The organism is Rhodococcus sp. 2H158, assembly GCF_053764755.1.
Genome location: NZ_JBSNCE010000010.1, coordinates 123,760 through 148,785 on the forward strand (window position 1 = coordinate 123,760; position 25,026 = coordinate 148,785).

At 71.6% G+C, this 25,026-nt stretch carries 24 protein-coding genes; 11 read left to right on the forward strand and 13 right to left on the reverse strand.

The window, feature by feature from the left end; all coding sequences use genetic code 11:
* Window positions 1–19 precede the first annotated feature (19 nt).
* The 4 genes from ACWPOB_RS12000 (at window position 20) to pth (ending at window position 4,242) form a co-directional block, all read left to right on the forward strand.
* Entirely contained in the window at window positions 20–1,198 is a 1,179-nt protein-coding gene (locus tag ACWPOB_RS12000) for an aminotransferase class V-fold PLP-dependent enzyme (protein WP_100059090.1), read from the forward strand.
* 89 nt (window positions 1,199–1,287) lie between these two features.
* Entirely contained in the window at window positions 1,288–2,757 is a 1,470-nt protein-coding gene (locus tag ACWPOB_RS12005; RefSeq protein WP_455400949.1) for an FAD-dependent oxidoreductase, read from the forward strand.
* Between the two features lie 206 nt (window positions 2,758–2,963).
* On the forward strand, window positions 2,964–3,569 hold the full coding sequence (locus ACWPOB_RS12010; protein WP_455400950.1) for a 50S ribosomal protein L25/general stress protein Ctc: 606 nt from the start codon (window positions 2,964–2,966) through the stop codon (window positions 3,567–3,569).
* Between the two features lie 100 nt (window positions 3,570–3,669).
* Complete coding sequence (pth, locus tag ACWPOB_RS12015) at window positions 3,670–4,242, forward strand: aminoacyl-tRNA hydrolase (protein WP_455400951.1); 573 nt, start codon at window positions 3,670–3,672, stop codon at window positions 4,240–4,242.
* A 38-nt stretch (window positions 4,243–4,280) separates the two neighbouring features.
* Here pth and ACWPOB_RS12020 read toward each other — a convergent pair whose 3' ends face one another.
* The gene (locus ACWPOB_RS12020) at window positions 4,281–5,915 is read right to left on the reverse strand and encodes a fatty acyl-AMP ligase (protein WP_100057172.1); all 1,635 of its coding nucleotides are present in this window, start codon (window positions 5,913–5,915) and stop codon (window positions 4,281–4,283) included.
* 199 nt (window positions 5,916–6,114) lie between these two features.
* Here ACWPOB_RS12020 and ACWPOB_RS12025 point away from each other — a divergent pair, with 199 nt between their 5' ends.
* Window positions 6,115–7,782 carry a peptide chain release factor 3 gene (locus tag ACWPOB_RS12025; RefSeq protein WP_006938923.1) on the forward strand — a complete coding sequence of 556 codons (1,668 nt, stop codon included), beginning with the start codon at window positions 6,115–6,117 and terminating at the stop codon, window positions 7,780–7,782.
* Between the two features lie 85 nt (window positions 7,783–7,867).
* Window positions 7,868–8,401, forward strand: a complete 534-nt coding sequence (locus ACWPOB_RS12030) for a hypothetical protein (protein ID WP_455400952.1) — start codon at window positions 7,868–7,870, stop codon at window positions 8,399–8,401.
* Between the two features lie 126 nt (window positions 8,402–8,527).
* On the opposite strand, the gene ACWPOB_RS12035 is transcribed toward ACWPOB_RS12030, so the two are convergent.
* The 4 genes from ACWPOB_RS12035 to ACWPOB_RS12050 form a co-directional block, all read right to left on the reverse strand.
* Window positions 8,528–9,565 (reverse strand): enoyl-CoA hydratase/isomerase family protein, encoded by a 1,038-nt coding sequence (locus ACWPOB_RS12035; protein WP_455400953.1) that lies wholly within the window; start codon window positions 9,563–9,565, stop codon window positions 8,528–8,530.
* Window positions 9,566–9,648: 83 nt separating this feature from the next.
* On the reverse strand, window positions 9,649–10,095 hold the full coding sequence (locus ACWPOB_RS12040; protein ID WP_006938929.1) for a VOC family protein: 447 nt from the start codon (window positions 10,093–10,095) through the stop codon (window positions 9,649–9,651).
* A gap of 29 nt (window positions 10,096–10,124) precedes the next feature.
* The gene (locus tag ACWPOB_RS12045) at window positions 10,125–10,604 is read right to left on the reverse strand and encodes a nuclear transport factor 2 family protein (protein ID WP_100057174.1); all 480 of its coding nucleotides are present in this window, start codon (window positions 10,602–10,604) and stop codon (window positions 10,125–10,127) included.
* Between the two features lie 101 nt (window positions 10,605–10,705).
* Window positions 10,706–11,335: a TetR/AcrR family transcriptional regulator gene (locus ACWPOB_RS12050; protein ID WP_100057175.1), complete on the reverse strand. Its 630-nt coding sequence runs from the start codon at window positions 11,333–11,335 to the stop codon at window positions 10,706–10,708.
* 99 nt (window positions 11,336–11,434) lie between these two features.
* On the opposite strand from ACWPOB_RS12050, the gene ACWPOB_RS12055 reads away from it, so the two are divergent.
* The 3 genes from ACWPOB_RS12055 to ACWPOB_RS12065 are packed head-to-tail and all read left to right on the forward strand — an operon-like array spanning window position 11,435 to window position 14,894.
* The gene (locus ACWPOB_RS12055; protein ID WP_455400954.1) at window positions 11,435–12,949 is read left to right on the forward strand and encodes an acetyl-CoA acetyltransferase; all 1,515 of its coding nucleotides are present in this window, start codon (window positions 11,435–11,437) and stop codon (window positions 12,947–12,949) included.
* Window positions 12,946–13,740, forward strand: a complete 795-nt coding sequence (locus ACWPOB_RS12060) for an enoyl-CoA hydratase-related protein (RefSeq protein WP_100057776.1) — start codon at window positions 12,946–12,948, stop codon at window positions 13,738–13,740. Before ACWPOB_RS12055 ends, ACWPOB_RS12060 begins: the two co-directional genes overlap by 4 nt.
* Window positions 13,737–14,894, forward strand: coding sequence for an acyl-CoA dehydrogenase family protein (locus tag ACWPOB_RS12065; protein WP_100057777.1), 1,158 nt, complete (start codon window positions 13,737–13,739; stop codon window positions 14,892–14,894). Before ACWPOB_RS12060 ends, ACWPOB_RS12065 begins: the two co-directional genes overlap by 4 nt.
* A gap of 27 nt (window positions 14,895–14,921) precedes the next feature.
* Here ACWPOB_RS12065 and ACWPOB_RS12070 read toward each other — a convergent pair whose 3' ends face one another.
* Window positions 14,922–15,482, reverse strand: coding sequence for a PadR family transcriptional regulator (locus ACWPOB_RS12070; RefSeq protein WP_100057778.1), 561 nt, complete (start codon window positions 15,480–15,482; stop codon window positions 14,922–14,924).
* A 52-nt stretch (window positions 15,483–15,534) separates the two neighbouring features.
* Between ACWPOB_RS12070 and ACWPOB_RS12075 the strand changes: the two genes are divergently transcribed.
* Window positions 15,535–16,716 (forward strand): FAD-dependent oxidoreductase, encoded by a 1,182-nt coding sequence (locus ACWPOB_RS12075; protein WP_455400955.1) that lies wholly within the window; start codon window positions 15,535–15,537, stop codon window positions 16,714–16,716.
* 7 nt (window positions 16,717–16,723) lie between these two features.
* Here the strand turns inward: ACWPOB_RS12075 and ACWPOB_RS12080 are convergent, their stop codons facing one another.
* A complete protein-coding gene (locus ACWPOB_RS12080; RefSeq protein WP_455400956.1) occupies window positions 16,724–18,523 on the reverse strand; it encodes an ABC-F family ATP-binding cassette domain-containing protein in 1,800 nt (599 codons plus the stop codon).
* A gap of 23 nt (window positions 18,524–18,546) precedes the next feature.
* The gene (locus ACWPOB_RS12085; protein ID WP_455400957.1) at window positions 18,547–19,473 is read right to left on the reverse strand and encodes a 4-(cytidine 5'-diphospho)-2-C-methyl-D-erythritol kinase; all 927 of its coding nucleotides are present in this window, start codon (window positions 19,471–19,473) and stop codon (window positions 18,547–18,549) included.
* Window positions 19,474–19,548: 75 nt separating this feature from the next.
* Here ACWPOB_RS12085 and ACWPOB_RS12090 point away from each other — a divergent pair, with 75 nt between their 5' ends.
* The gene (locus ACWPOB_RS12090; RefSeq protein ID WP_455400958.1) at window positions 19,549–20,538 is read left to right on the forward strand and encodes a helix-turn-helix transcriptional regulator; all 990 of its coding nucleotides are present in this window, start codon (window positions 19,549–19,551) and stop codon (window positions 20,536–20,538) included.
* Window positions 20,539–20,619: 81 nt separating this feature from the next.
* On the opposite strand, the gene ACWPOB_RS12095 is transcribed toward ACWPOB_RS12090, so the two are convergent.
* From ACWPOB_RS12095 to ACWPOB_RS12115, 5 genes are all read right to left on the reverse strand, one after another.
* Window positions 20,620–20,826, reverse strand: coding sequence for a cold-shock protein (locus tag ACWPOB_RS12095; protein ID WP_003937833.1), 207 nt, complete (start codon window positions 20,824–20,826; stop codon window positions 20,620–20,622).
* Window positions 20,827–21,291: 465 nt separating this feature from the next.
* Window positions 21,292–21,498: a cold-shock protein gene (locus ACWPOB_RS12100; protein WP_003937832.1), complete on the reverse strand. Its 207-nt coding sequence runs from the start codon at window positions 21,496–21,498 to the stop codon at window positions 21,292–21,294.
* A gap of 267 nt (window positions 21,499–21,765) precedes the next feature.
* Window positions 21,766–22,632, reverse strand: coding sequence for a 16S rRNA (adenine(1518)-N(6)/adenine(1519)-N(6))-dimethyltransferase RsmA (rsmA, locus tag ACWPOB_RS12105; RefSeq protein ID WP_455400959.1), 867 nt, complete (start codon window positions 22,630–22,632; stop codon window positions 21,766–21,768).
* An 87-nt stretch (window positions 22,633–22,719) separates the two neighbouring features.
* The gene (locus tag ACWPOB_RS12110; protein WP_455400960.1) at window positions 22,720–23,847 is read right to left on the reverse strand and encodes a transglycosylase family protein; all 1,128 of its coding nucleotides are present in this window, start codon (window positions 23,845–23,847) and stop codon (window positions 22,720–22,722) included.
* A gap of 12 nt (window positions 23,848–23,859) precedes the next feature.
* A complete protein-coding gene (locus ACWPOB_RS12115) occupies window positions 23,860–24,987 on the reverse strand; it encodes a transglycosylase family protein (protein WP_455400961.1) in 1,128 nt (375 codons plus the stop codon).
* Between the last annotated feature and the right edge of the window lie 39 nt (window positions 24,988–25,026).

Consider the following 25,026-nt stretch of genomic DNA (forward strand, 5'->3'; position numbering starts at 1 on the left):
AACGGGAGGTACGTCCTCGATGCTCGACCTGCAACGCGCCCGTCGGGACACGCCCGGCTGCTTCGACCGGGTCTTCCTCGACAGCGCGGGCTCGTCGCTGCCGCCCACCCCGGTGCTGGAGACGACGGTCGCGCATCTACGGCGCGAGGCCGAGGTCGGCGGGTACGTCGCGGCCGCGGAACGCGCCGACGACCTCGCCGCGGTGAAGACCTCGATCGCGCGGCTGATCGGCGCCGAGGCGTCGTCGATCGCGCTGGTCGAGAGTGCCACCCGGGCGTGGGCGAGCTTCTTCTACTCGGTGCCGCTCGGCGAGGGCGACCGGATCCTGCTCACCCGCTCCGAATACGCCAGCAACGCCGTCTCCGCGCTGCAGCGCGCCCGCGCGACCGGCGCGACGGTGGAGACGATGCCCACGGACGCGCTCGGCCGGATCGACGTCGACGCCCTCGGCCGCACCCTCGACGAGCGGGTCAAGCTGGTGTCCGTCGTGCACGCCCCGACCAACGGCGGGCTCGTCAACCCGGTGCGGGAGGTGGCCGACGCCGCGCACGAGGTCGGTGCGCTGGTGCTGCTCGACGCGTGCCAGTCCGTCGGCCAGCTGCCGGTGAGCGTGCCCGAGTTCGACGTCGACGCGCTCTCCGCGACCGGTCGCAAGTGGCTGCGCGGGCCTCGCGGCACCGGCTTCCTCTACGTCCGCCCCCGGCTGATCACCGAGCTCGAACCGGCCGTGCTCGACCTGCACAGCGCGCAGTGGACGGCCCCGGACGAGTACCGGGTCGCCGACGACGCGACGCGGTTCGAGCTGTGGGAGACGAACGTCGCCGCCCGCCTCGGGCTCGGCGCCGCCGTCGACTACCTGCTCGACTTCGGTGTCGACGCGGTGACCGAGGCGGTCGCCTACCGGGCCGAGCACCTGCGCGACGGGCTGGGCCGGATCCCCGGCGTGGCCGTGCGCGACCTCGGCAAGGAGCACAGCGGCATCGTCTCGTTCACCGTCGACGGCTGGGATCCGGCGCAACTGCGGGACGCGCTGGCCGCCGCGGCGATCACGGTCACGGTCAGCGGGCGCGGCTCGACGCTGCTCGAGATGTCGGCGCGGCGGCTCGAGTCGGTGGTGCGGGCCTCCCCGCACTACTTCGTCTCCCCCGCCGACGTGGACCGGTTCCTGGCGGCCGTGCGGTCGCTCACCCGGTCCTGACCGTCCCGGCAACCGGGACAGCCGGTATCGCTCCCCCAGGTCGCGTGGTCAAGGTGTGCGAATCCCCGCACCACTTCGAGAGGATCGCGATGACCGAGACCAGTCCCGTCCGTCCTGTGCCCGTCGACCGGATCCCCGCCTGGGATCTCGAGGCCGACGTCGTGATCGCCGGATACGGCATCGCCGGTGTCTGCGCGGCCGTCGGCGCCGCCGACGCCGGAGCCGACGTGCTGGTGCTGGAGCGCACCGGCGGGTGGGGCGGCGCGGCCGCCCTCGCCGGCGGATTCGTCTACCTCGGCGGCGGCACGGCCGTGCAGCGGGCCTGCGGGTTCGAGGACTCGGTGGACGACATGCGCGCGTTCCTGACCGCGGCGCTCGGACCGGGCGTGGACGAGGAGAAGATCGCCGCGTACTGCGCGGGCTCCGTCGCGCACTTCGACTGGCTCGTCGAGTGCGGGGTGCCGTTCAAGCACGAGTTCTGGGGCGAGCCCGGGTGGGAGCCACCCACCGACGCGGGCCTGCAGTACACCGGCGGGGAGAATTCGGCGCCGTTCCGCACCGTCGCCCGGCCCGCGCCGCGCGGTCACGTGCCGCAGATGAGCAACAAGCGCACCGGCGAGCAGGGCGGCGGCTACATGCTCATGAAGCCGCTCACCGAGAAGGCCGCCGCGCTCGGGGTCCGCGCCGAGTACGACGTGCGGGTGCAGACCCTCGTCACCGATGCGTCCGGACGGGTGGTCGGGGTGCTGGCCAAGCGGTACGGCACCGACCTGGCGATCCGGGCGCGCCGAGGGGTCGTTCTCGCCACGGGCAGCTTCGCCTACAACGACGACATGGTGCGGGCGTACGCGCCGCATCTGGTGGGCCGTCCCGCCGCGTCGATCGAGGAGCACGACGGTCGGGCGATCCGGATGGCGCAAGCCCTCGGCGCCGACCTCGCGCACATGAACGCGACCGAGGTGGCGTTCTTCTGTGATCCTCAGCTGATCGCGCGCGGCATTCTCGTCAACGGGCGCGGCCAGCGATACGTGCCCGAGGACACCTACCCGGGCCGCATCGGTCAGCTGACCCTGCTGAAGAACGACAACGAGGCGTTCCTCGTCATCGACGAGGAGGCGTACGAGGCGGGGATCGCAGCCCCGACGTCGTCGGAGCAGCTGCGGCATCAGCCGAAGTGGGTGTGCGAGACCGTCGCCGAACTCGAGGCCGAGATGGGTCTGCCCGAGCAGGCGCTGCAGTCCACGGTGCAGCTGTACAACCGGCACGCCGCACGGGGCGAGGACCCGCTGCTGGGCAAGAAGCGCGAATGGGTGAAGCCGATCGGTTCGCCCGTCGCGGCGATCGACCTGCGCGGCATGACCGGCGGGTTCACGCTCGGCGGCCTGCGCACGAGCCCGGACTCGGAGGTGCTGCACGTCGACGGCGCGCCGATCCCGGGGCTGTTCGCGGCGGGACGGGCGGCGGCCGGGCTGTCGGCGTGGGGATACTGCAGCGGCATCTCCCTCGGCGATGGCAGTTTCTTCGGCCGGCGGGCGGGCACCGCCGCCGCCCGCGGCTGAGCGCAGGGGCGGCGTTCGACTGGCTCGGGCGGATCCGGTAGAGTCGTTCGAGTTGTCTCGGCGAGGGTGAACCGCGAAATCGCTGGCTCACCGTGATCGACGCGGCTGCGGCTCCGCTCGAGCGTGTCCACGCTCCTGGCCGCGCGCGTCGCCCCTCGCCGGGAAGACCGCCCCAGTTCGAGCCATATGCGTAGGAGCCTTTCAGCATGTCCGACGAAAACCGTCTCGTAGCCGCCGTCCGTACCGAGTTCGGCAAGGGTGCCGCCCGCCGCGCCCGCCGCGACGGTCAGGTCCCCGCCGTTCTGTACGGCCACGGCACGGACCCCAAGCACCTCGCCCTCCCGGCCCGTGAGTTCGCGGCCGTGCTGCGCGCCCACGGCACCAACGCCCTGCTGACCCTCGAGGTCGACGGCGCCGAGGAGCTGGCGCTGACCAAGTCGGTCGTCGTGCACCCGATCCGCAACTACATCGAACATGCCGATCTGCTCGTCGTGAAGAAGGGCGAGAAGGTCACCGTCGAGGTCCCGCTCGTGGTCACCGGTGAGGCCGCCTCCGGCACCCTGGTCGTCAACGAGGTCAACACCGTCCAGCTCGAGGCCGACGCCCTGAACCTGCCCGAGCAGGTCGAGGTGTCCATCGAGGGTGTCGAGGCCGGTACCCAGATCCTCGCGAACAACGTGCAGCTGCCCGCCGGTGCGACCCTGCAGGGCGACCCGGAGCTGCTGCTGGTGAACGTGGTCGCCGCACCGACCGCCGCCGCGATGGAGGGCGAGACCGCGGAGGGTGAGGCTGCCGAGGCCGAGGAGGCCTGAGCCCCACCGGCTCCGCGTGACGTGACGAGCGGCGCGTCATCCCACGGGATGACGCGCCGCCGTCGTAGCAACACCCGCCGCAACGGAAGGACACCGCCAAGTGAGCGACGGCACCGCCCTCGTCGTGGGGCTGGGCAATCCCGGCTCGCAGTACGAGAAGACCCGCCACAACGTCGGCTGCATGGTGGCCGACACGCTCGCCGCCCGCGTCGGCGGGAAGTTCAGCGCGCACAAGCGCAGCAACGCCGACATCGTGCAGGCCCGCCTCGACGGCCGGCAGGTGATCCTCGCCAAGCCACGCACCTACATGAACCTCTCGGGCGGCCCGGTCGCGGGACTCGCGCGGTTCTTCTCCGTCGAGCCCGCCGACGTCGTCGTCCTCCACGACGAGCTGGACCTGGACTTCGGCGCGATCCGGCTCAAGCTCGGCGGCGGCGAGAACGGCCACAACGGGCTGCGGTCGATCTCGAGTGCCCTCGGCACCAAGCACTACCTGCGCACCCGCATCGGGATCGGCCGCCCGCCGGGCCGCATGGACCCGGCCGACTACGTGCTCAAGCCGTTCTCCGCGACCGAACGCAAGGACCTCGACCTGATCCGCGAGCAGGCCGCCGACGCGGTGGAGCTGTTGCTGCGGGTCGGCCTGGAAGAGGCGCAGAACAGGCTGCACTGAGCGCGGCGAGCCGCCCAGCAGGTGGACTGAGCGCGGCGTCAGCCGCCCAGCAGGTGGACGGAGCTGCCGCGGCGCAGCTTGCCCGACGACGTCTTCGGGATGCTGCCCGGCCCGAGGACCGCGACGGTGCGCGGCCGCACCCCCACCTCCGCGACGACCGCGTGCACGACGTCGTGTTCGATGCGGCGCACCTCCTCCGGATCGTCGATCCGGTTGGTCTCGACGGCGACCGCGAACGACTCGCGTTTGTCGCCGGCGTCGAGGCGGATCGCGACGGCGTTGCCGGGGCGCACGCCGTCGACGCTGCACGCGGCCCGTTCGATGTCGGTGGGATAGACGTTGCGCCCGCCCATGATGATGACGTCCTTGACGCGTCCGCACACCACGACCAGGCCGTCCTCGGTGAAGTAGCCCACGTCGCCGGTGTCGAACCAGCCCTGCGAGTCCTGCGCGGGCACCGGACCGTCGATGGTGAGGTAGCCGTGGGTGACCGCCCTGCCGCGCAACTGGATGATGCCGACGCCGCGGGGCGGCAGCACCTCCCCGTCCTGGCCGACGACGCGGCCCTCGAGGCCGGGCACGAGGTGGCCGAGGGTGGGCAGGCGACGGGCGTTGGCCCGGCTCGACGGCACCGCCATCCCGCCGGCCTCGAGCAGGTCGGGGTCGACGAGATCGAGGATCTGCCCGCGTCCGGGGTCCGGCACCGAGACCGCGAGGGTGGTCTCGGCCATGCCGTAGACCGGCGCGAGGGCGGCGGGGTCGAGGCCGAACCGGGCGCCGGCGGCGGCGAGGGCCTCCATGGTGTCCGGGTCGACCGGCTCGGCACCGTTCCACATCCACCGCACCGACGACAGGTCGACCGCGCCGTCGGGCGCCTGCGCAAGCTTGCGCGCCAGCAGTGAATACGCGAAGTTCGGTGCGGCCGTTACGGTTCCGCGGTACTTGCTCATCAGCTCGGCCCACAGCAGCGGGGACCGCAGGAAGTCGAGCGGGGTCACGGAGACGACCTCGGCGCCGACCTGCATGGGCACGCTGAGGAACCCGACCATCCCCATGTCGTGGAACAGCGGCAGCCAGCTGACCATCACGTCGTCGTCGAGGGAGAACTTGATCCGCTCGATCATCGCGTACGCGTTGACGTAGAAGTTCTCGTGCGTGATCTGCACGGCCTTCGGGGATCCCGTGGACCCGGAGGTCAGCTGCTGCAGCGCGACGTCCTGTTCGTCGGTGGGCAGCGGGTCGACGGGCGTGCCGGCGTCCATCTCGGCGATCGTGACGACGGGGATGCCCCGCTCGGCGAGCAGCGGCGCGGCGATCTCGAAGGGGGCGCCGAGCACCACGGTGCGGGCGCCGATCATGCCGATGACGACCTCGGTGTCGCGGGCCCACAGCGCCAGGTCGGTGCGCGGGGTGGGCTGGTGCAGCATCGTCACCGAGCCACCGCGCATCCACACGGCCTGGCAGGCGGGTGCGATGTCCACCGGATTCCCGGCGAGGATGCCGACGGCGTCGCCGTGGCCGATGCCGGCCGCGGCGAGGGCACCGGCCATGCGCCGGGCCTGCTCGTGGATCTGCCCCCACGTCTGCCGCCGCGGGGCGTCCGGCTCGCCGGTGACCAGAGCATGCGGCGAGCGAGCCGCGGTCTCGTACATCTCGTCGGTGAATCTGCTCACGAACCACTCCTCACGCCGGATACGACCACGCCCAGGGTGCCCCCGATCCGCGCCGAGGGGGAGTCTCTTCGGCGAATGTGACCGAATCTGGCGGAAATCGACATTCAATCGCCGAGTAACATGGACGAGTTGTCTGCGATGCGCGAGCCGCTCGCGCGCATCCACGAGCCGCACATCCGCTTCGAGAGGTTCTTCCGCGTTGACTACCCCGCCCGTTTCCACCGGCAACGACGCCGGCAACACCGCCGTGTCGTCGAAGGAAGTGCTCGCGGAAGCGGGTCGCCGCCGCACCTTCGCAGTGATCTCCCACCCGGACGCCGGCAAGTCCACGCTGACCGAGGCGCTGGCCCTGCATGCGAAGGTCATCGCGGAGGCCGGTGCGGTGCACGGCAAAGCCGGGCGCAAGTCCACCGTGTCCGACTGGATGGAGATGGAGAAGGCCCGCGGCATCTCCGTCAGCTCCACGGCGCTGCAGTTCAACTACCGCTCCGAGGAGTCCGGCGACGACGTCGTCAACGTGATCAACCTCGTCGACACCCCCGGCCACTCCGACTTCTCCGAGGACACCTACCGGGTGCTCACCGCCGTGGACGCGGCGGTGATGCTCATCGACGCCGCCAAGGGCCTCGAACCGCAGACGCTCAAGCTGTTCCAGGTGTGCCGGCACCGGGGCATCCCCGTCATCACCGTGATCAACAAGTGGGACCGGCCCGGCCGGACCCCGCTGGAACTGCTCGACGAGATCGACGAGCGCATCGGCCTGACCCCCACCCCTCTGTTCTGGCCCGTCGGCATCGCCGGCGACTTCCGCGGCCTGCTGCGCCGCGGCGAGGACGGCGCACCCGTCGAGTACGTCAAGTTCACCCGCACCGCCGGCGGCGCGAAGATCGCCCCCGAGGACCGGCTCTCCCCCGGCGAGGCCGAGGACCGTGAGGGCGAGACGTGGATCGAGGCGGCCGAGGAGTCGGAGCTGCTGTCTGCCAGCGGCCAGGACCACGACCAGGAGCTGTTCCTGGCCGGGCAGACCTCGCCGGTGATCTTCGCGTCGGCGATGCTCAACTTCGGCGTCCGGCAGATCCTCGACACCCTCGTCGCGCTGGCGCCGCCGCCGCGCGCCCGGCTCGACGTGAACGGCAACTCCCGCAACGTGGACGACCCGTTCAGCGCCGTGGTGTTCAAGGTGCAGGCGGGCATGGACACCGCGCACCGCGACCGCCTGGCGTTCATGCGGGTGGTGTCCGGGGTGTTCGAGCGCGGCATGGTCGTCACGCACGCGCAGACGGGCAAGCCGTTCGCCACCAAGTACGCGCTGACGGTGTTCGGCCGGGAACGGTCCACGGTCGAGAATGCCTACCCCGGCGACGTGGTCGGCCTGGTCAACGCCACGGCTCTCGCGCCCGGGCACACCCTGTACGTGGACAGGAAGGTGGAGTTCCCGCCGATCCCGTCGTTCGCGCCCGAGCACTTCTCGATCCTGCGCGCCGAGAGCGCCTCGAAGTACAAGCAGTTCCGCAAGGCCGTCGATCAACTCGACTCCGAGGGCGTGGTGCAGATCCTGCGCAACGACATCCGCGGCGACGCGTCCCCGGTGATGGCGGCCGTCGGTCCCATGCAGTTCGAGGTGGTGGCGGCCCGGATGAAGGCCGAGTACAACGTCGAGCCGCGGATGGAACCGCTCGGCTACGCGCTGGCCCGCCGCACCGACGCGGCCTCGGCGGACGAGCTGAACCGGCAGCGCGGCGTCGAGGTCTTCACCCGCTCCGACGGGGTGCTGCTGGCGCTGGTGAGCGACAAGTGGCGGCTGCAGTACATCCAGAAGGAACTTCCCGAGCTCACCCTCGAGCCGCTGGTGGCCACCGCCGATTAGGGACGCCCGTGGTGCGTGGGGCTGGTGTTACTGGTAGTTTGCTGTGCCGTCGAGCCGACCGAGCTCGCGGATGTCAGGAGCGTTCATGGACGACGACTCGGCCGCACCGACCGACGGCACGCCGCTGCGCGGCCGTTCCGACCCGGCGGACGAGTCGCCGGGTCCCAAGCGGGCGGGCACCTTCGTCTATCCCCTGCCGGGAACCCTGACCGGTAACGGCGCGTCCGCCCCGCATTCGGTGGGAAGCCACGCGGCGGACCACGACGTCGCCGACGAGGCCGGTGGCAACGGCACCGATCCGCTCTCGCTGCCGAGCTTCGACGAGATCGTCGCCGGCACGAACGGCGTCGCCGCGGACAGCACGCCGACCGCCGCGTCGCGCCGCAACTCGATGGGAGTGGCATCCGTGCGGATCGCGGCGCGACTGGCGCACACCGAACTCGCCGCCCGTGCGCAGCGTCCCCCCGCCTCCGACCCGACGATCGACACCGACGAACTGCTCACCCTGCTCGGCGAGTACCTCGTCGCGGGCGGATTCGAGAACCCGGAGATCCGCGCCGTGCTGGGCGGCCAGGAGATCGTCGTCGACCTGCTCGCGCCGCAGCGCACCGCACGCTGACGCCCGCATCCGCGCACCCGCCGGTCGGCTGCCCATGAAACAACCCGCACTGCTGAGGATTTCGTGCGCGGATGCGTCCTCTCGTCGCGCCCCACTCCCCGCGCGGGACTGCGGCCGGCCGAGCGTCTACTCCCGGAACAGCCCCGCGACGACGGCCGAGTCCACCTCGCCGATCCCCCGCGGCGACCACGACGGGTTGCGGTCCTTGTCGACGAGCACCGCGCGCACCCCCTCGGCGAAGTCCGGCTCGGCGGTGATCCGCACCGCGACCTCGAGTTCCCGCGCGAAGCACTCGCCCAGGGTGCTCTCGGCGCCGCGACGCAGCAGCTCCGCGGTGGCCCAGAGGCTCGTCGGGGACGCCGCGCACAGCGCCGCGCGGGTGGTGACGGCCCACTGCTCCTCGAGGTCGTGGTCGCCGGAGAGCCGTTCGACGGCGTCGGCGACGGTGCCGTCGCCGAACACCGCGTCGATGTCGGCGTACCGGTCGGCGATCGCCGATGCGGGGGCCGCCTCGGCGAACTCGTCGAGCGCCAGCTGCCAGTGTCCCTCGCGGATCCGGTCGGCGAGGGCTTCGATCCGGTGACTGGGAACGAAGTGGGTGGCCAGGCCGACGGCGATGGCGTCGCCCGCGTCGGCGCGGGCGCCGGTCAGCGCCAGATACAGTCCGACCGCGTCGCAGCGGGCGGTGGTGCCGCGCAGTCGCGGCAGGAAGTGGCTGGCGCCGACGTCGGGGATGAAGCCGATCGCCGTCTCCGGCATCGCCAGCATCGCCTTCTCCGTCACGACGCGCACCGCGCCGTGTACCGAGATGCCCAGCCCGCCGCCCATCGTGACGCCGTCGAGGAGCGCGAGGTACGGCTTGGGGTAGGTGGCGACCAGTTCGTCGAGCCGGTACTCGTTCGCGAAGTAGTCCCGCACCGCGGCGGTGTCGCCGGCCACGGCGGCGTCCCGCACCGGCTTGATGTCGCCGCCCGCGCAGAACGCCCGGTCGGATGCGCTGGTGACCAGCACCGCGGTGATCTCGGGGTCGTCGCGCCATGCCAGCAGGGCCTCGTACATGTCGCGGATCATCGACGAGTCGAGGGCGTTGAGCGCCACCGGCCGGTCGAGCACCACCTCGCCGATGCCGTTGGCGACGCGGGTGCGGATGAAGGTGTCGGTCACGGGGCGGAGCCTACCGGGCCGCTCCCCCGACGGCCGATCGTGTGAGCCCGGCGGCGCGCGTGTCGAACTCGGCGCACCGTGGCCTACTGTCCGGTACCGGCGGTGCCGTCCTGCCGGCGACCGGTCGGGGGGCCGATGAGCAGCCATCGGTGCCCGAACGGATCGAGCAGCGTGGCGTTGCGGTGACCGTGGCTCTCGGCGATCCAGCGCTCGACGGTGCCGCCGGCGTCGTGGGCCTTCGCGAGAACGGCGTCGGTGTCGGCGACCGGCAGCATCAGGCTCACCGACGTCGCGCCGGCCTCGGGTGCGGCCAGGCCCATCTCGGGGAACTCCTCCGCGAGGTAGACCATTCCGGTCGGAAAGACCAGCTCGGCGTGCCCGATCCGGCCGTCCTCCAGCACCACGGGGTCCGCCGCCAGTGTCGCGCCGAACACCTGCCGGTACCAGTCGATGGCGCTGCGGGCGCGCGCCACGATGAGGTACGGGAGCGCACCGGCCCGGGGGAAGACTTCGGTGTCGGTCGCGGTCATCGGGCGGGGTCCCCCTCCTCTCGGGTGGCTCAGGATGCGCGCGGCGGCTGCTGCAGCAGCGACCACCGGTTCGACGTGAGCCGGAAGCTGGGCATGTCGGACACGGATGTGACTGTCTCCCAGTTTCTTTCGTATCCGGTATGGGAGATGCGCCAGCGTCCGTCGGGGCAGCGCACATAGCGGTCGTGGTAGTAGGCGGACCCGCGCATCACCAGCCCGTCCTCGGGCACCACCACCGTGTCGGCCAGGAACCAGATGCCCGTGGCCGTGTCGCCCTCGACGTCGATCTCGGGATGGCCACAGTGATGTTCGGTGAGGACGTGGGATCCGAGGGTGTTCTCGAGGAAGTTCAGGAACGCGTCGCGCGACTCGAAACTCAGGTGCTCGCCGTAGACGGCGGTGGCCTCGGGAACCATGGTGTCGGCCAGTTCGATCCACGACTTCGTGTCGAGCGCCCGCGCGTAGCGGTACTTCAGCCGCTCGATCTCACCTATCGCCTGCAGATCCATTCTCGCGCCTCCCACCACAGGTAAGACCTGTCAGCCAGGCTAGCCGGGATCACCCTCGGAGGGTATCGATTTCGGCGGCTCGCCGGGCAATACGGTTGCAGTTAGGTCACGGCACCTGGATCGTGTTCCCGTTCCGCGACCAGCGCCCGGATCGCGGCGTCGACGAGCGTGCGGGCATAGGCGTCGTCGTCCGCCGCCGATCCCGGGTCGGCGAGGGAGAACAGCACGTGACTGAGCGCCGCGCCGGTGACCATCTCGAGCAGCAGGGTCACCGAGACCGCCGGGGGCAGTTCGCCGCGCTCGACCGCCCGCAGCACGATGGTGCGGGCCGCGACGAGGCGGCTCCGGTTGAGCGTGGAGGTCAGGTTGGCCAGCAGGTCCGGGTGCACGCGCGCGTCGAGCGCGACGCGCAGGCTCACCAGCCCGGGCGTGGTGCGGTAGCCGCGCAGCAGCTGGGTGACGAGCTCGACCAGGTCCGAGCGCAACGACCCGGTGTCGATCGGCACCGGCAGCGGGCTGCGCGCCTCGAGGGCCTGCACGAGCAACTCGTCCTTGGTGGCCCAGCGCCGGTACAGCGCCGCCCGGCCCACCCGGGCGCGCCTGCCGACCGCGTCGATGGTGAAGCCGCGCCAGCTGGTCTCGGAGTAGACCTCGATCACCGCGTCGTAGACACGGTCCTCGAGGTCGGCGTCGCGGGGTCGGCCCCGGCGACGGACGGTCGGCTCGGTCACGGTCTGCAGTGTGCCAGACGCCCCATCCCATTTACAGACTGAATCAGTCCGTATTAGTGTGCGGGTGACCGATCCAGGACAACTCCCCCGAGGACCGCCATGACCGACCCTGCCCGGGTACCCGTCGTCGTCGGCGTCGGCGACCTGCGCTCCGGACGCGCCGGCGCCCCCGCCGGCCCCCGCGAACCGCTCGACCTGATCCACGAGGCCGCCGTGGCCGCCCTCGCCGACTCCGGTGCCGACGGACTCGCCCAGCGCATCGACTCCGTGTACGCCGTCAAGACCGCGAGCTGGGCGTACGACGACCTGCCCGCCCTGCTCGCCACCCGTCTCGGCGCCGCAGCGGTCCGCACCCACACCAGCCCCCTCGGCGGGCACTGGCCGGCTGCCCTGCTCGACCGGATCGCCCACGAGATCGCCACCGGCGCCGCGGGCGTCGCGCTCCTCGTCGGCGGCGAATCCCAGGCCTCGGTCACCGCCGCGACGAAGACCGGCACCGACCCGGCCACGCTCGGCTGGACCACCGACCCCGGCGGGCCGCCGGCGTTCGACCCCGACGACCTCGGCAGCCCCGCCATGCAGCGCGCCGGGATGATCGCACCCACACGCGTCTACCCGCTGTTCGAGAACCGGCTCAGCCACGAACTCGGTCACTCCCGCGACGAGTCGCTGGCCTGGTCCGCCCAGCTGTACGCCGCGTTCTCCGAGATCGCCGGCCGCAACCCCGCCGCCTGGAACCCGGACCTGCGCACCGCCGAGGACATCACCACCGTCGGCCCCCGCAACCGGATGGTCACCGCCCCGTACCCGCTGCTGCTCAACGCGATGCCGTTCGTCGACCAGGCTGCCGCCGTCGTCGTCACCTCCCTCGCGACCGCCCGCGAGCTCGGCGTCGCCGAGGACCGGATCGTGTACGTGTGGGGCGGTGCGGGCGCGACCGAGCCGGCCGACATCCTCGCCCGCGCCGACTTCGGCCGGTCCGCGGCGCTCGCCGACGCCCTCGCCCGCACCCTCGAACGCACCGATCTCCGGCCGGCCGACCTCGACATCGTGGACGCCTACAGCTGCTTCCCCGTGGTGCCGAAGCTGCTCATCGAGCACCTCGGCCTGCCCCGCGAGACCGTCCCGAGCGTCACCGGCGGCCACTCCTTCTTCGGCGGACCGCTCAACAGCTACACGCTGCACTCGTTCGTCGCCGTCACGCGCCGGCTGCGCACCGATGCCGAGATCGCCCTCGTCCACGGCAACGGCGGCTACCTGACCTACCAGCACACCGTCGTGCTCGCCGCCGCCCCGCACACCCGCGGGTACGTCGGCGACCCCGAGCCCCGCATGCTGACCGCCACCGCGCCCGAGTTCGCCGCCGACTACACCGGAGAGGTCGAGATCCACACGGCCACCGCAGAATACGGGCGCGACGGCCACCCGGCGGTCGGGTTCCTGGTGGGCACCACCCCCGATGGCCGTCGGGTCTGCGGCTACACCGATGCTGCCGGCGCGGCGGTGCTCGCCGGCGGTCCCGGCCTCGCCGGCCGCACCGTCCACGTCGTCGACCGCGGTGGCGCCCTCACCGTCACCCTGACCGACCCCGTCACCGAGGAGACCCCCGCATGACCGAGCCCGTCGTCCTGGTCGAGCAGCGCGGCCACACGCTGCTCGTCACCATCAACCGGCCCAAGGCCGCCAACAGCATCAACGCCGACGTGCACACCGGCCTCGGCGAGGCGTGGGAACGCGCCGACAAGGATCCGGACGTGCGCGTCGTCGTCCTCACCGGCGCCGGGGACAGCGTCTTCTGCGGCGGCGCCGATCTCAAGGCGCTCGGCACCGCCGGCCCGGGTGGGGTGACCCCGCCCGAGACCGCGCACTGGGGCTTCGCCGGCGTCGTCAGGCACCACATCACCAAGCCGGTCGTCGCGGCGGTCAACGGCACCGCCCTCGGCGGCGGTACCGAGCTCGCCCTCGCGAGCGACCTCGTCGTCGCCGCCGACACCGCCGAGTTCGGGCTGCCCGAGGTCCACCGCGGCCTCATCGCCGGCGCCGGCGGCGTGTTCCGGATCGTCGAGGCCCTCCCTCGGGCCGTCGCGATGGAGCTCGTGCTCACCGGCAAGCCGATGGCCGCGGCCGACGCGCTGCGCTGGGGTCTGGTCAACCGCGTCGTTCCGCGGACCGACCTCCTCACCACCGCGCTCGAGCTCGCCGACCTCGTCGCCGCCGGCGCACCCCTGGCCGTGCAGGCGAGCAAGACGATCGCGCGCGGCATCGTCGACGGCATCGTCCCGTCCGAGGAACAGGCGTGGGCCGCGACCGACGCCGCCCTGGCCCGACTGACCACCAGCGCCGACACCCTCGAGGGCGTCATGGCCTTCATGGAGAAGCGCACACCCGTCTGGAGCGGACGATGACCACGACGCTGAACAGGGAAACCTGGGACACCCCCGAGCGGGCCGCGCTGCGCCGGCTCGCCGCGGACTTCACCCGCAAGGAGATCCTCCCGCACCTCGACACCTGGGAGCGCGAGGGCGCCGTCCCGCCCGAGCTGCACCGCACGGCGGCCGACGCCGGGCTGCTCGGCGCCTCGGTCGCCGAGGAGCACGGCGGTTCCGGCGGCAACCCGCTCGACATGCTCGCGATCCTCGAGGAGATCATCCTCGCGGGCGGCTCGTCGGGTCTGATCTCCGCGTTGTTCAGTCACGGCATCGCCACCCCGCACATCGTCGCGTCCGGGAACCGGGACCTGATCGAGCGGTTCGCCCGGCCCGCCCTCGAGGGCCGGATGATCGGCTCGCTGGGTATCACCGAGCCGGGCGGGGGTTCCGACGTCGCGGGCATCCGGACCACCGCCCGTCGCGACGGCGACGAGTACGTGATCAACGGCGCCAAGCTGTACATCACCTCCGGCACGCGCGCCGATTTCGTCACCACCGCCGTCCGCACGGGCGAGGCCGGAGCCGGGGGCATCTCGCTGATCGTCGTACCCACCGGCACAACGGGATTCACGGTCTCGCGCAAGCTCGACAAGATGGGCTGGCTGTGCTCGGACACCGCCGAGCTGTTCTACGACGACGTGCGGGTGCCCGTCGCGAACCTGATCGGCGAGGAGAACAGCGGTTTCGCACAGATCGCGCAGCAGTTCCAGGGCGAGCGGCTCTCGCTCGCGTTCCAGGCCGTCGCCACCGCACAGCGCTGCTACGACCTGGCGGTGGAGTGGGTCCGTTCGCGCGAGACGTTCGGCAGGCCCCTGTCGAGCCGTCAGGTGGTGCGCCACCGGCTCGCGGAGCTGGCAACCGAGATCGCTGCGGCACACACCTTCTGCCGCTCCGTCGCCGAACGCTGGGTGAACGGCGAGCCGATGCTGCTCGAGACGTCGATGGCGAAGAACTTCGCCGTCCGGGCGTGCGACCACGCGGTGATGGAGTCGGTGCAGCTCTTCGGCGGCCTCGGCTGCATGCGCGAGAGCGAGGTCGAACGCCACTTCCGCGATGCCCGCGTTCTCGGCATCGGCGGCGGCACCACCGAGATCATGAACGAGATCATCAGCAAGCTGCTGGGGCTGTAGGCGGCTCGTGGCGGGTCGACCGCGCGCTCACCAGCGCAGGCGGCCCGCGGCGATGTCGTCGGTGAGCGCGCGCACGTAGCCGAGCTCGGTTGCCAGCACGGCCCGCCGGTACTCGTCCTCGACGACGAACAACCGCGGCAGGAACGCGGCCGCGTCTGCCAGGCCGGCGGCCAGCGCCTCCAGGCTCCGCTCGAGCGCCGCGACGCGCGCCCGCAATGCTGCGGCCGCCTCGTCGGGGGTGAGACTGGGCAGAAATGCCAGAGCGGCGGGGAACTCCGGGAATTCGCGTGCCGGTTCGGCGAGCATCGTCGTCAGCCATTGCCGCAGGATCACGCGCCCCGGCTCGGTGAGGCGGTAGGTGGTGCGCTCGGGGCGGTTCTCGGCCCGCTCGGTGGTCTGCACTTCGATCAGGCCGTCGCGCAGCAGCCTGTCCAGTGTCTGATAGACGCTGTTGCGCTGCGCGACGTTGACGACGTCGTCCTTGTGCCGCTCCTTGATCAGCTGCTGGATCCGGTAGGCGTGCATGGGTTCCTCGGAGAGCATCGACAACAACGCCATGGCGAGGACCGATTTGCGCGGTGTGGCCATCGGTGGAGCATATCCACCCGCCCGTCATAGTCATTTTATGTATAGTGCAAATATGACTAACAACGTAGCGATCATCGGAGCGGGCATCGCCGGACCGGTCACGGCGATGGCGCTACAGCAGGCGGGACTCCACCCCGTCGTCTACGAAGGGCACGACCGGATGGCGGACGGCGTGGGCGCGTTCCTCACCGTCGCCACCAACGGCCTCGAGGCGCTGCACCTGCTCGACCTCGACCTTGCCGGCTTCGGCATGGAGACCCGCCGGATGCGCATCTCCAGCGGCACCGGGAAACTGCTGGCCGAGTTCGACAACGGCGGCGTGACCTCGTTCGGCGCGGCCAGCCGCACCCTCCGACGCGCCGACCTCTATCGAGTACTCCGCGACGAGGCTCTGCGTCGTGGCGTGCGAATCGAATACGGCAAACACCTGGCCGACGCCCGCCCCTGCGGCGACGGTGTGCGGGCCGACTTCACCGACGGCACGTCGGCCGAAGCGCACCTGCTGATCGGGGCGGACGGGCTGCACTCCCGCACGCGCGCGGTCCTCGACCCCCACGCCCCCGAGCCCCGCTACCTCGGCCTCCTCAACACCGGCGGGTTCGCGAAGGGCCTGCGGCTCGACGTGGAGCCGGGCACGGCGCACTTCGTCTTCGGCGCGCGGTGCTTCTTCGGGTACCTCGCCCACCCCGACGGTGACGTGTGGTGGTTCGCCAACCCGGGCCGGCGCACCGAACCGGCCCCCGGGGAACTCGCCGCGCTCACCCCGGATCGGTGGCGCGACGAACTGCGCACCCTCTTCGCCGACGACGCCGGTCCCGCGCTGCGGATCGTCGATGCCACCGAGGAGATCGTCCGCGGATGGAGCACCTACGACCTGCCCACCGTCCCCACCTGGCGCACCGACCGGATGGTGCTCGTCGGCGACGCGGCGCACGCCGCCTCGCCGTCGTCGGGACAGGGTGCATCCATGGCCGTCGAGGACGCCCTCGTGCTCGCCCGGTGCCTGCGCGACATCCCCGGCACCGCCGACGCGCTCGCGGCCTACGAGCGCCTGCGCCGCGGCCGGGTCGAGCGAATCGTGGAGCAGGGCAGGCGCAACGGCAGCTACAAGTCCGTGGGCCAGGTCCGCCGGGTGCTGCGCGACGCAGCCCTGCCGGTGATCCTGCGCGCGGCGTCCCGTCGGGACAACCAGCGCTGGATCTACGACTATCGCGTCCCGGAGACCGTCCGGTAACCGGTCCCTATTCCAGTTCTCCCGCCAGCTCCATCCACTGCTCCTCGGCGGCTTCCTTCTCCGCGACCACGCTGCGCAGCTCGGCGTCGAGCTTCTGCAGGCGATCGGGGTCGGTGGCCGCGTCGGCGAGGTCGTGGTGCAACTTCTCCTCGCGCTCGGTCAGCTTCGCCACGCTCCGCTCGAGCCGTGCCAGTTCCTTGCGGGCGGACCGCTCGGCCGCGCCGTCGCGCTTCGGTTGTGCCGCAACCTGATCCGGAGTCGACGCCTTTGCCACGGTGGAGGCCGACGACGGGATGTCCCCGTCGCCCAGCGCCGCGCGACGGCGCAGGTACTCGTCGATCCCGCCCGGGAGGTTGGTGAGCCTGCCGTCGCCGAACAGCGCCCATGTCGAGTCGCAGATCCGCTCGATCAGGTAGCGGTCGTGGGAGATGACCACCATGGTGCCCGCCCAGCCGTCCAACAGGTCCTCGAGCTGCTGCAGGGTGTCGATGTCCAGGTCGTTGGTGGGCTCGTCGAGCAGCAGCACGTTCGGCTCGGCCATGAGCACCCGGGTCAGCTGCAGCCGCCGGCGCTCGCCGCCGGAGAGGTCGCCGACGGGGGTGCGCTGCCGCGCCGGGGTGAAGCCGAGCCGTTCGGCGAGCTGGCCGGCCGAGACCTCCTTGTCCCCCAGGGTGATCCGTTCAGCCACATCCTTGACCGCGTCGAGCACCCGCAGGTCGGTGGGCAGGTCGTCGAGTTCCTGTCGCAGCCAACCGATCTCGACGGTCTTGCCCTGGATGCGACGACCGGACGCCGGTTCGAGTTCCCCGGCGAGGGTGCGCAGCAGCGTCGTCTTCCCCGATCCGTTGACCCCGACCAGGCCGATCCGCTCGCCCGGGCCGAGCCGCCACGTGAGGTCGTGCACCAGCTCCCGGCCGTCGGGGGTGGTCAGCGTCGCGTCCTCGAGCTCGATGACCACCCGGCCGAGGCGGCGTTTGGCGAACGACGCCAGCGCCACCGTGTCCCGCGGCGGCGGCACGTTCGCGATCAGCGACTCCGCCGCCTCGATGCGGTAGCGCGGCTTCGAGGTGCGCGCCGGAGCCCCGCGCCGCAGCCACGCCAGTTCCTTGCGCGCAAGGTTGCGGCGCCGTTCCTCCATCGCATCGGCCTGCCGGGCCCGCTCGGCGCGGGCGAAGATCCAGTCGTTGTAGCCGCCCTCGTAGCTCTCCACCTGCCCGTTCACGACCTCCCACGTGCGGGTCGCGACGGTGTCGAGGAACCACCGGTCGTGGGTGACGACGACGAGGGCGCTGCGCCGGGCGAGCAGGTGCTCGGCGAGCCACTGCACGCCCTCGACGTCGAGGTGGTTGGTGGGCTCGTCCAGCACGAGCAGGTCGAGGTCCTGCACGAGCGCGGCCGCGAGTGCGACGCGCCGTCGCTCGCCGCCGGAGAGACCGTCGACGAGCGCGTCGAGGCCGAGCCGGTCGACGCCGATGCCCGCGAGGACGGAGCGGATCCGGGCGTCGCCGGCCCACTCGTGCTCGGCGACACCCAGCGGCCCGAGCACGACCTGTCCGACCGTGGACCCGGGCGGCAGAACACCGCGCTGGGTGACGACCGCCATGCGCAGCCCGCCCACCCGGCTGACCCGGCCCGAGTCGGGCTCCTCGAGGCCGGTGAGGACCTCGAGCAGGGTGGTCTTGCCGCCGCCGTTGAGGCCGACGACGCCGATGCGTTCACCCTCCTGCACGCCGAGGGACACCGAGTCCAGCAGCGGCTTGATGCCGAAGGACTTCGAGACCTGTTCGAGGTTGATCAGATTCGCCACGCGGAGCAATGCCTTCCGAGAGATCAGTGGTGGGAGTTGTCGACGACGCGCGCGCCCGGGACCGGCCCGGAGGCCACGCGCACCGTCCGGCACACGCCGGCCCCGGCGAGCTCGGCGCTCACCGTCACCGCCGCGGCGGCGTCGGCGCACAGGAACGCGCATGTGGGTCCGGACCCGGAGACGATGCCCGCCAGGGCCCCGGCCTCCACGCCCGCGCGCAGGGTGCGCCGCAGCGCGGGCTCGAGCGACAGGGCCGCGGCCTGCAGGTCGTTGCCCAGCAGCGGCGCCAGCGCGTGTGGATCGCCGGCGGCAAGCGCCTGCAGCAGGCTGTCGAGTCCGCCGACCCGGGGCGGGGAGCCCTCGGCCCGGAGCCGGTCCAGCTCACGGAACACCACCGGGGTGGACAGGCCGCCCTTGGCGAGGGCCAGCACCCAGTGGAACGTGCCGCGGGAGAGCACGGGCACCAGACGCTCGCCGCGCCCGGTGCCGATGGCGGTACCGCCGTGCAGGCAGAACGGGACGTCGCTGCCCAGTTCGGCGGCGAACTCGTCGAGGTCGTCGCGGGTGAGACCGAGCCCCCACAGGGCGTCGAGGGCGACGAGCGCGGCGGCGGCATCGGTGCTGCCGCCGGCCATGCCACCCGCCACGGGAATGCCCTTGTCGATCGTGATGGCGACCTCGGGTGCGCGTCCGGCGCGCTCGGCGAGCAGGGTCGCCGCCCGCCACGCGAGGTTGCCGGCGTCGGTGGGGACGGCCGCGGCGTCGGCGCCGCGTACCCGCAGGCTCAGCGTGTCGGCGCGGGCGACGGACACCTCGTCGCTCAGCGACAGCGCGTGAAAGACCGTGCGCAGCTCGTGGTATCCGTCGTCGCGCAGGTCACCGACGGCGAGGTGCAGATTCACCTTGGACGGTGCCCGCACGGTGACGGGGCTCGGAACGACGGACAGCACGGATATACAGCTTACGCACCCGCGCGGGACCGATTGCGGACGGCGGCTGTCCTCGTTCGCTGGCATGCTCGGGCCATGCGCGAAACGTCCGCTCGCCTGCTGCGCCTGCTGTCGCTGCTCCAGACCCGGCGGGACTGGTCCGGCACCGAGCTCGCCGAACGCCTGCAGATCACCACCCGCACGGTGCGCCGCGACGTCGACAGGCTTCGCGACCTCGGCTACCCGGTGGACGCGACCGTCGGGGTCGGGGGCGGGTACCGCCTCGGTGCGGGTGCGGAGATGCCGCCGCTGCTGCTCGACGACGAGGAGGTCGTCGCGGTGGCGGTGGCGTTGCAGTCCGGCGCGACCGGCTCGGTGACGGGCATCGGGGAGGCCTCGGGCCGCGCCCTGGCCAAGCTGCGGCAGGTGATGCCGTCGCGGTTGCGGCACCGGCTCGAGGCGCTGCGGGTGGACGTGGTCGAGCAGGCTCCGGCGGCGTCCGCGGTCGACGCGGGCCTGCTGTCCGCCGTCGCCTCGGTGTGCCACGCACACGAGCGGCTGCGCTTCGACTACCGCACGCACGACGGCGGATTCTCGCGGCGGGAGGTGGAGCCGTACCGGCTGGTGCGCTCCGGGGCACGGTGGTATCTGGTGGCGTGGGATCTGCACCGGCAGGACTGGCGGTCGTTCCGCGTCGACCGGATGGAACCGAAGATCCCCACCGGTCCGCGGTTCATCACACGCGGGCTGCCACCCGGCGGGGCCGCGGAGTTCGTGGCCCGGGGCATCGCGCGCGGGTCGGTCCGGGTCCGGGCCCGGGTGCTGCTGCACGCGCCGTTCGAGTCGATCGCGCCCATGGTCGACGAGCAGTGGGGAACCCTCGAACCGGTCGACGACGACCATTGCGCGGTGGCGCTCGGCGGCGCGTCGCTCGGGTCGATCGCGGACTGGCTCGCGGCGTTCGACGTCGACTTCACCGTGCTGGATCCGCCGGAACTGCGGGACGCGTGCCTGCACGCGGGACGGCGCCACGAGCTGCTGGCCCGGCGATACGAACGCGCCGGCTCCGTCGCTGTGAGCGACTGAGCCGGCGCGTGCGGTGACCGGATGTCACACGTATTCGATCGAACCGAACTCGTGTGACATTCGGCCGGTGAGGCGGGTGTGTCAGCCGATGACGGTGACGCCGGTGGCCTGCGGGCCCTTCTGACCCTGGCCGACCTCGAAGCTCACGCGCTGGTTCTCCTCGAGGGTGCGGAAGCCGCCGCCCTGGATCTCGGAGAAGTGCACGAAGACGTCCGCGGAGCCGTCGGCGGGGGCAATGAAGCCGAAGCCCTTCTCGCCGTTGAACCACTTCACGGTACCTTCAACCATGTTCATTCCTAAGAAGATTCGGGAAGCACCAGGCTTCCCCACTCGTCGAGCGACACATCGCCGCTCGGGTCTGTCACTCGACGGTAGAAAACGATTCCGTGTGGGCTATCGCATCCGCTCGCGACCAGAAATGCGCGAGGGGTGAACCACGAACACTACCTAACGACCGAGTGCAAGTAGATCACATCGGCGCCCGCACCGCCAGCGATATCGCCGGAACGGCCACGAAACAGCGTTGTGCCGAAACGTTTTCGCAGGACACGACGGCCGGCCCCCGGAGGCGAAGACGTCAGCCCACGGAGGCGAAGACGTCAGCCCACGGACACGAAGAGGGGCCGGTCCCTGCGGACCGGCCCCTCTTCACTGCTCGGATGCACCTCTCACGGCGGCACTTCCACGACGACCTCACGAGGCCGTCGGAGAAGGCACTTGCCCGGAGAACGCGCAGCGAGCGTTCGACCTACGTCAGCCGATGACGGTGACGCCGGTGGCCTGCGGGCCCTTCTGACCCTGGCCGACCTCGAAGCTCACGCGCTGGTTCTCCTCGAGGGTGCGGAAGCCGCGACCCTGGATCTCGGAGAAGTGCACGAAGACGTCCGCGGAGCCGTCGGCGGGGGCAATGAAGCCGAAGCCCTTTTCGCCGTTGAACCACTTCACGGTACCTTCAACCATTTTCAACCTCATACTTCTCGGAAAGCCTTGTGGCCTTCACCTTTCGTCGAACGACACGACGTCGTCCGGGCCTGTCACTCGACGGCTGAGAAGGATTCCGTGGGAATTTCGCATCCGCTCGCAACTAGAAATGTGCGAGGGGTAAACCACGAACACACTACCTAACGACCGTGTACCAGTAGAGCACAGATCCGCCCGCCTGCCAAGCGCTGCGAAGGAACCGACCTGCCCGGCGCCGTCACTGCGTGCCGGCCCTGCCCGGCGCCGTCACTGCGTGCCGGCGATCCGCACGAAGGCAGCGGCGTCCAGCTTCTCCCCCCGCGTCGACGGATCGATCCCGGCGGCGAGCAGGCGTCGCTCGGCCTCCGCGGCCGAACCGGCCCAGCCGCTCAGCGCTGCCCGCAGCGTCTTGCGGCGCTGCGCGAATGCGGCATCGACGACGGCGAATACCCTGCGACGGTGCCCCTCGTCCGTGGGCCACGGCGGCTCGGCGTAGCGGTCGATGCGCACCAGCCCGGATTCCACCTGGGGCACCGGCCAGAACACGGCCCGGCCGACCGACCCGGCGCGACGGACGTGGCCGAAGAAGCCGGCCTTGACACTGGGCACGCCGTACACGCGGCTCCCGGGTTCGGCGGCGAGCCGATCGGCCACCTCGGCCTGCACCATCACCAGAGCCGTGCGCAGCGAGTCGAATTCGGCGAACAGGTGCAGCAGCACGGGCACCGCGACGTTGTAGGGCAGGTTCGCGACGAGCGCCGTCGGGGTGGCCGGCAGGTCGGCCGGATACACCCGCATGGCGTCCTTCAGGACGACGTCGAGCCGCCCGGCGAGGTCGGGTGCGCGGTCGGCGACCGTCGCGGGCAGGCGCTCGGCGAGCCTGGGATCGATCTCCACGGCGACGACGCGGTCGACGACGTCGAGCAGGGCGAGCGTCAGCGAGCCGAGGCCCGGGCCCACCTCGAGCACCACGTCGTCGCGGCCCACGCCGGCGACCGAGACGATGCGGCGCACCGTGTTGGCGTCGTGCACGAAGTTCTGGCCGAGTTGTTTGGTCGGCCGGACCCCGAACTCCTCCGCGAGGGCGCGCACCTCGGCGGGACCGAGCAGGGCGGCACGACCGCGAGCGGTCACGTCGGAACCGTCGCGAGCGGTCCCGTCGGAACCGTCGCGGGGGGTCGAGCCGGGGTCGCCGGGTGAATGGTCTGGCACGTGCCGAACCTAACGCACGCCGATGCGGGACGAGCAGGACGGCCACGCTCCCCAGCCCTGGGCGCGCTGCATCCGGCTCGCGACGGCGATCTGTTCTTCCCGGGTGGCGAGGTCGGCGCGGGGCGCATACTTCAGGCCGCCCTGGCGCTCCCAGGTGCTCTGGTCGAACTGCAGGCCGCCGTAGTAGCCGTTGCCGGTGTTGACGGCCCAGTTGCCGGTGGCTTCGCACTGTGCGAGGGCGTCCCAGGCGTCGCTGTTCTCGACGGGCGGAACCTCGGTTCCCGGCTTGGCGCCCACGCGCACGATGCGCGGCTGCGCCGGGGTGATGACGACGGCGTCGATCTGTTCGCGGGTGGTCTCGACGCCGTCGACGGTGGTGACGGCGAAGGTGACGTCGTGCACGCCGGGCACGCCGGGGTTCTCGACGACCGTCCGGCTCATGTTCATGGTGGGGTCCTCGAGGCGCTGCTCCGGAGGCGCGAGCGGCTGTGTCTCGGTGACCCGGACCGTGCGCTGGCGGGTGATGCGGATCTCGAGGCCGTCGGTCAGCGCCGCATCGACCGCCGGCACCACCGAATCGGCCTGCTCGAGCGCCACCCCGTGCGCGGCCAGGAACTCCCCGACCGTCGGCGCCGCCATCCGCACCTGAACCGCCGGCGCACCGCCGTCGAACAGCCGCACCGTCTTCGGGCTCACCACGTCGAGCTCGGCACCCTCGAGCGGCAACCGGTGCGACCGCGACGCCGAGGTGTACACATCCGCCGCCAGCTCGAACTGCGCCAGCGCCTCGTCCACCGTCGTCGCCGTCGTCCACACCGTGCGCTCGGCACCGTCGACGCTCAGCTGCACCTCACGCGCCCGCCGCAGCACCACCGTGTCCCCGTCCGACACCTCGGCGTCGACGGCCGGGGCCACCACGTCGCGCTCACCGGCGGGGTAGCCGGCGTGGGCGAGGACGTCGCCGACCTCGGAGCTCATGGTGCCCAGGGTGAGCCGGTCCCCGTCGACGTCGATCGTCACGGTCTTGTGCCGGGCGAGCGCCGTCGCGGCGCCGGCCACCAGGGTGGCCAGGAGCGCCGCGACGACGGCGTACAACAGCACGGAGCGCGAGTTGTTGATCTTCGTCAGTGGGGACACAAGCCGTACTTCTTACCGCAGGCCCATCTTGCTGGTGCACGCCGGCCAGGCTCCCCAGCCCTGCGCGGCCTGGACCTTCTCGGCAACGGCGATCTGCTGCTCGCGGCTGGCCAGGTCGGCGCGCGGCGCGTACTGGGTGCCGCCGAACGCGGCCCAGGTCTGCTGGGTGAACTGCAGACCGCCGTAGAAGCCGTTGCCGGTGTTGATGGCCCAGTTGCCGGTGGCCTCGCACTGCGCGAGGGAGTCCCAGGTGGAGGAGCGTCCGGAGGCGGGCACGGCCGGCTTCGGCTTGGTGCCGACGCGGACGATCGCGGGAGCCGGCTCCCGGACGGTGGTCGAGGACTTCTCGGTGCGGCCGACCTCGACGCCGTCGATCGTGTGCACGTCGAGGGTCACGGTGCGCTCACCGGGAGCACCCGGGTTGTCGAGCGCGGTCTCACCCTCGGTCATGTTCGGGTCGTCGACGCGCTGCTCGGGCGCGGGGACCGGCTGGTTCTCGATGCGGGTTTCGATACGGTCGCGAGTGATGCGGATCTCGAGGCCGTCGGTCAGCGCCGCATCGACCGCCGGCACCACCGAATCGGCCTGCTCGAGCGCCACCCCGTGCGCGGCCAGGAACTCCCCGACCGTCGGCGCCGCCATCCGCACCTGAACCGCCGGCGCACCGCCGTCGAGCAACCGCACCGTCTTCGGGCTCACCACGTCGAGCTCGGCACCCTCGAGCGGCAACCGGTGCGACCGCGACGCCGAGGTGTACACATCCGCCGCCAGCTCGAACTGCGCCAGCGCCTCGTCCACCGTCGTCGCCGTCGTCCACACCGTGCGCTCGGCACCGTCGACGCTCAGCTGCACCTCACGCGCCCGCCGCAGCACCACCGTGTCCCCGTCCGACACCTCGGCGTCGACGGCCGGGGCCACCACGTCGTGCTCGCCGACGGGGTAGCCGGCGCCGGCGAGAACGTCGCCGACCTCGGAGCTCATGGTGCTGAGCGCGATCCGCTCACCGTCCACGTCGAGGGTGAGTTCCTTGTGCTGAATCAGGGCGGCGATGCCGCCGGCCGCAAGGGTGAGGAAGAGTGCGGCGACGACCACGTACAGCGTGGGCGATTTCGCTCGGTTGATCTTGGTGAAAGGTGACACGGCTATTCCTGCACTGTCGACAACTTCGATCACGGCACG

Excerpts from the sequence above, each read along its gene's own strand:
- ACWPOB_RS12095 (WP_003937833.1), bottom strand. The coding sequence starts at position 20,826 with ATGGTTGAAGGTACCGTGAAGTGGTTCAACGGCGAGAAGGGCTTCGGC.
- ACWPOB_RS12060 (WP_100057776.1), top strand. The coding sequence starts at position 12,946 with ATGACCGAGCCCGTCGTCCTGGTCGAGCAGCGCGGCCACACGCTGCTC.
- ACWPOB_RS12005 (WP_455400949.1), top strand. The coding sequence starts at position 1,288 with ATGACCGAGACCAGTCCCGTCCGTCCTGTGCCCGTCGACCGGATCCCC.
- ACWPOB_RS12065 (WP_100057777.1), top strand. The coding sequence starts at position 13,737 with ATGACCACGACGCTGAACAGGGAAACCTGGGACACCCCCGAGCGGGCC.
- ACWPOB_RS12030 (WP_455400952.1), top strand. The coding sequence starts at position 7,868 with ATGGACGACGACTCGGCCGCACCGACCGACGGCACGCCGCTGCGCGGC.
- ACWPOB_RS12090 (WP_455400958.1), top strand. The coding sequence starts at position 19,549 with ATGCGCGAAACGTCCGCTCGCCTGCTGCGCCTGCTGTCGCTGCTCCAG.
- ACWPOB_RS12045 (WP_100057174.1), bottom strand. The coding sequence starts at position 10,604 with ATGGATCTGCAGGCGATAGGTGAGATCGAGCGGCTGAAGTACCGCTAC.
- ACWPOB_RS12010 (WP_455400950.1), top strand. The coding sequence starts at position 2,964 with ATGTCCGACGAAAACCGTCTCGTAGCCGCCGTCCGTACCGAGTTCGGC.
- ACWPOB_RS12100 (WP_003937832.1), bottom strand. The coding sequence starts at position 21,498 with ATGGTTGAAGGTACCGTGAAGTGGTTCAACGGCGAAAAGGGCTTCGGC.
- ACWPOB_RS12055 (WP_455400954.1), top strand. The coding sequence starts at position 11,435 with ATGACCGACCCTGCCCGGGTACCCGTCGTCGTCGGCGTCGGCGACCTG.
- ACWPOB_RS12075 (WP_455400955.1), top strand. The coding sequence starts at position 15,535 with ATGACTAACAACGTAGCGATCATCGGAGCGGGCATCGCCGGACCGGTC.
- ACWPOB_RS12000 (WP_100059090.1), top strand. The coding sequence starts at position 20 with ATGCTCGACCTGCAACGCGCCCGTCGGGACACGCCCGGCTGCTTCGAC.
- ACWPOB_RS12040 (WP_006938929.1), bottom strand. The coding sequence starts at position 10,095 with ATGACCGCGACCGACACCGAAGTCTTCCCCCGGGCCGGTGCGCTCCCG.
- ACWPOB_RS12070 (WP_100057778.1), bottom strand. The coding sequence starts at position 15,482 with ATGGCCACACCGCGCAAATCGGTCCTCGCCATGGCGTTGTTGTCGATG.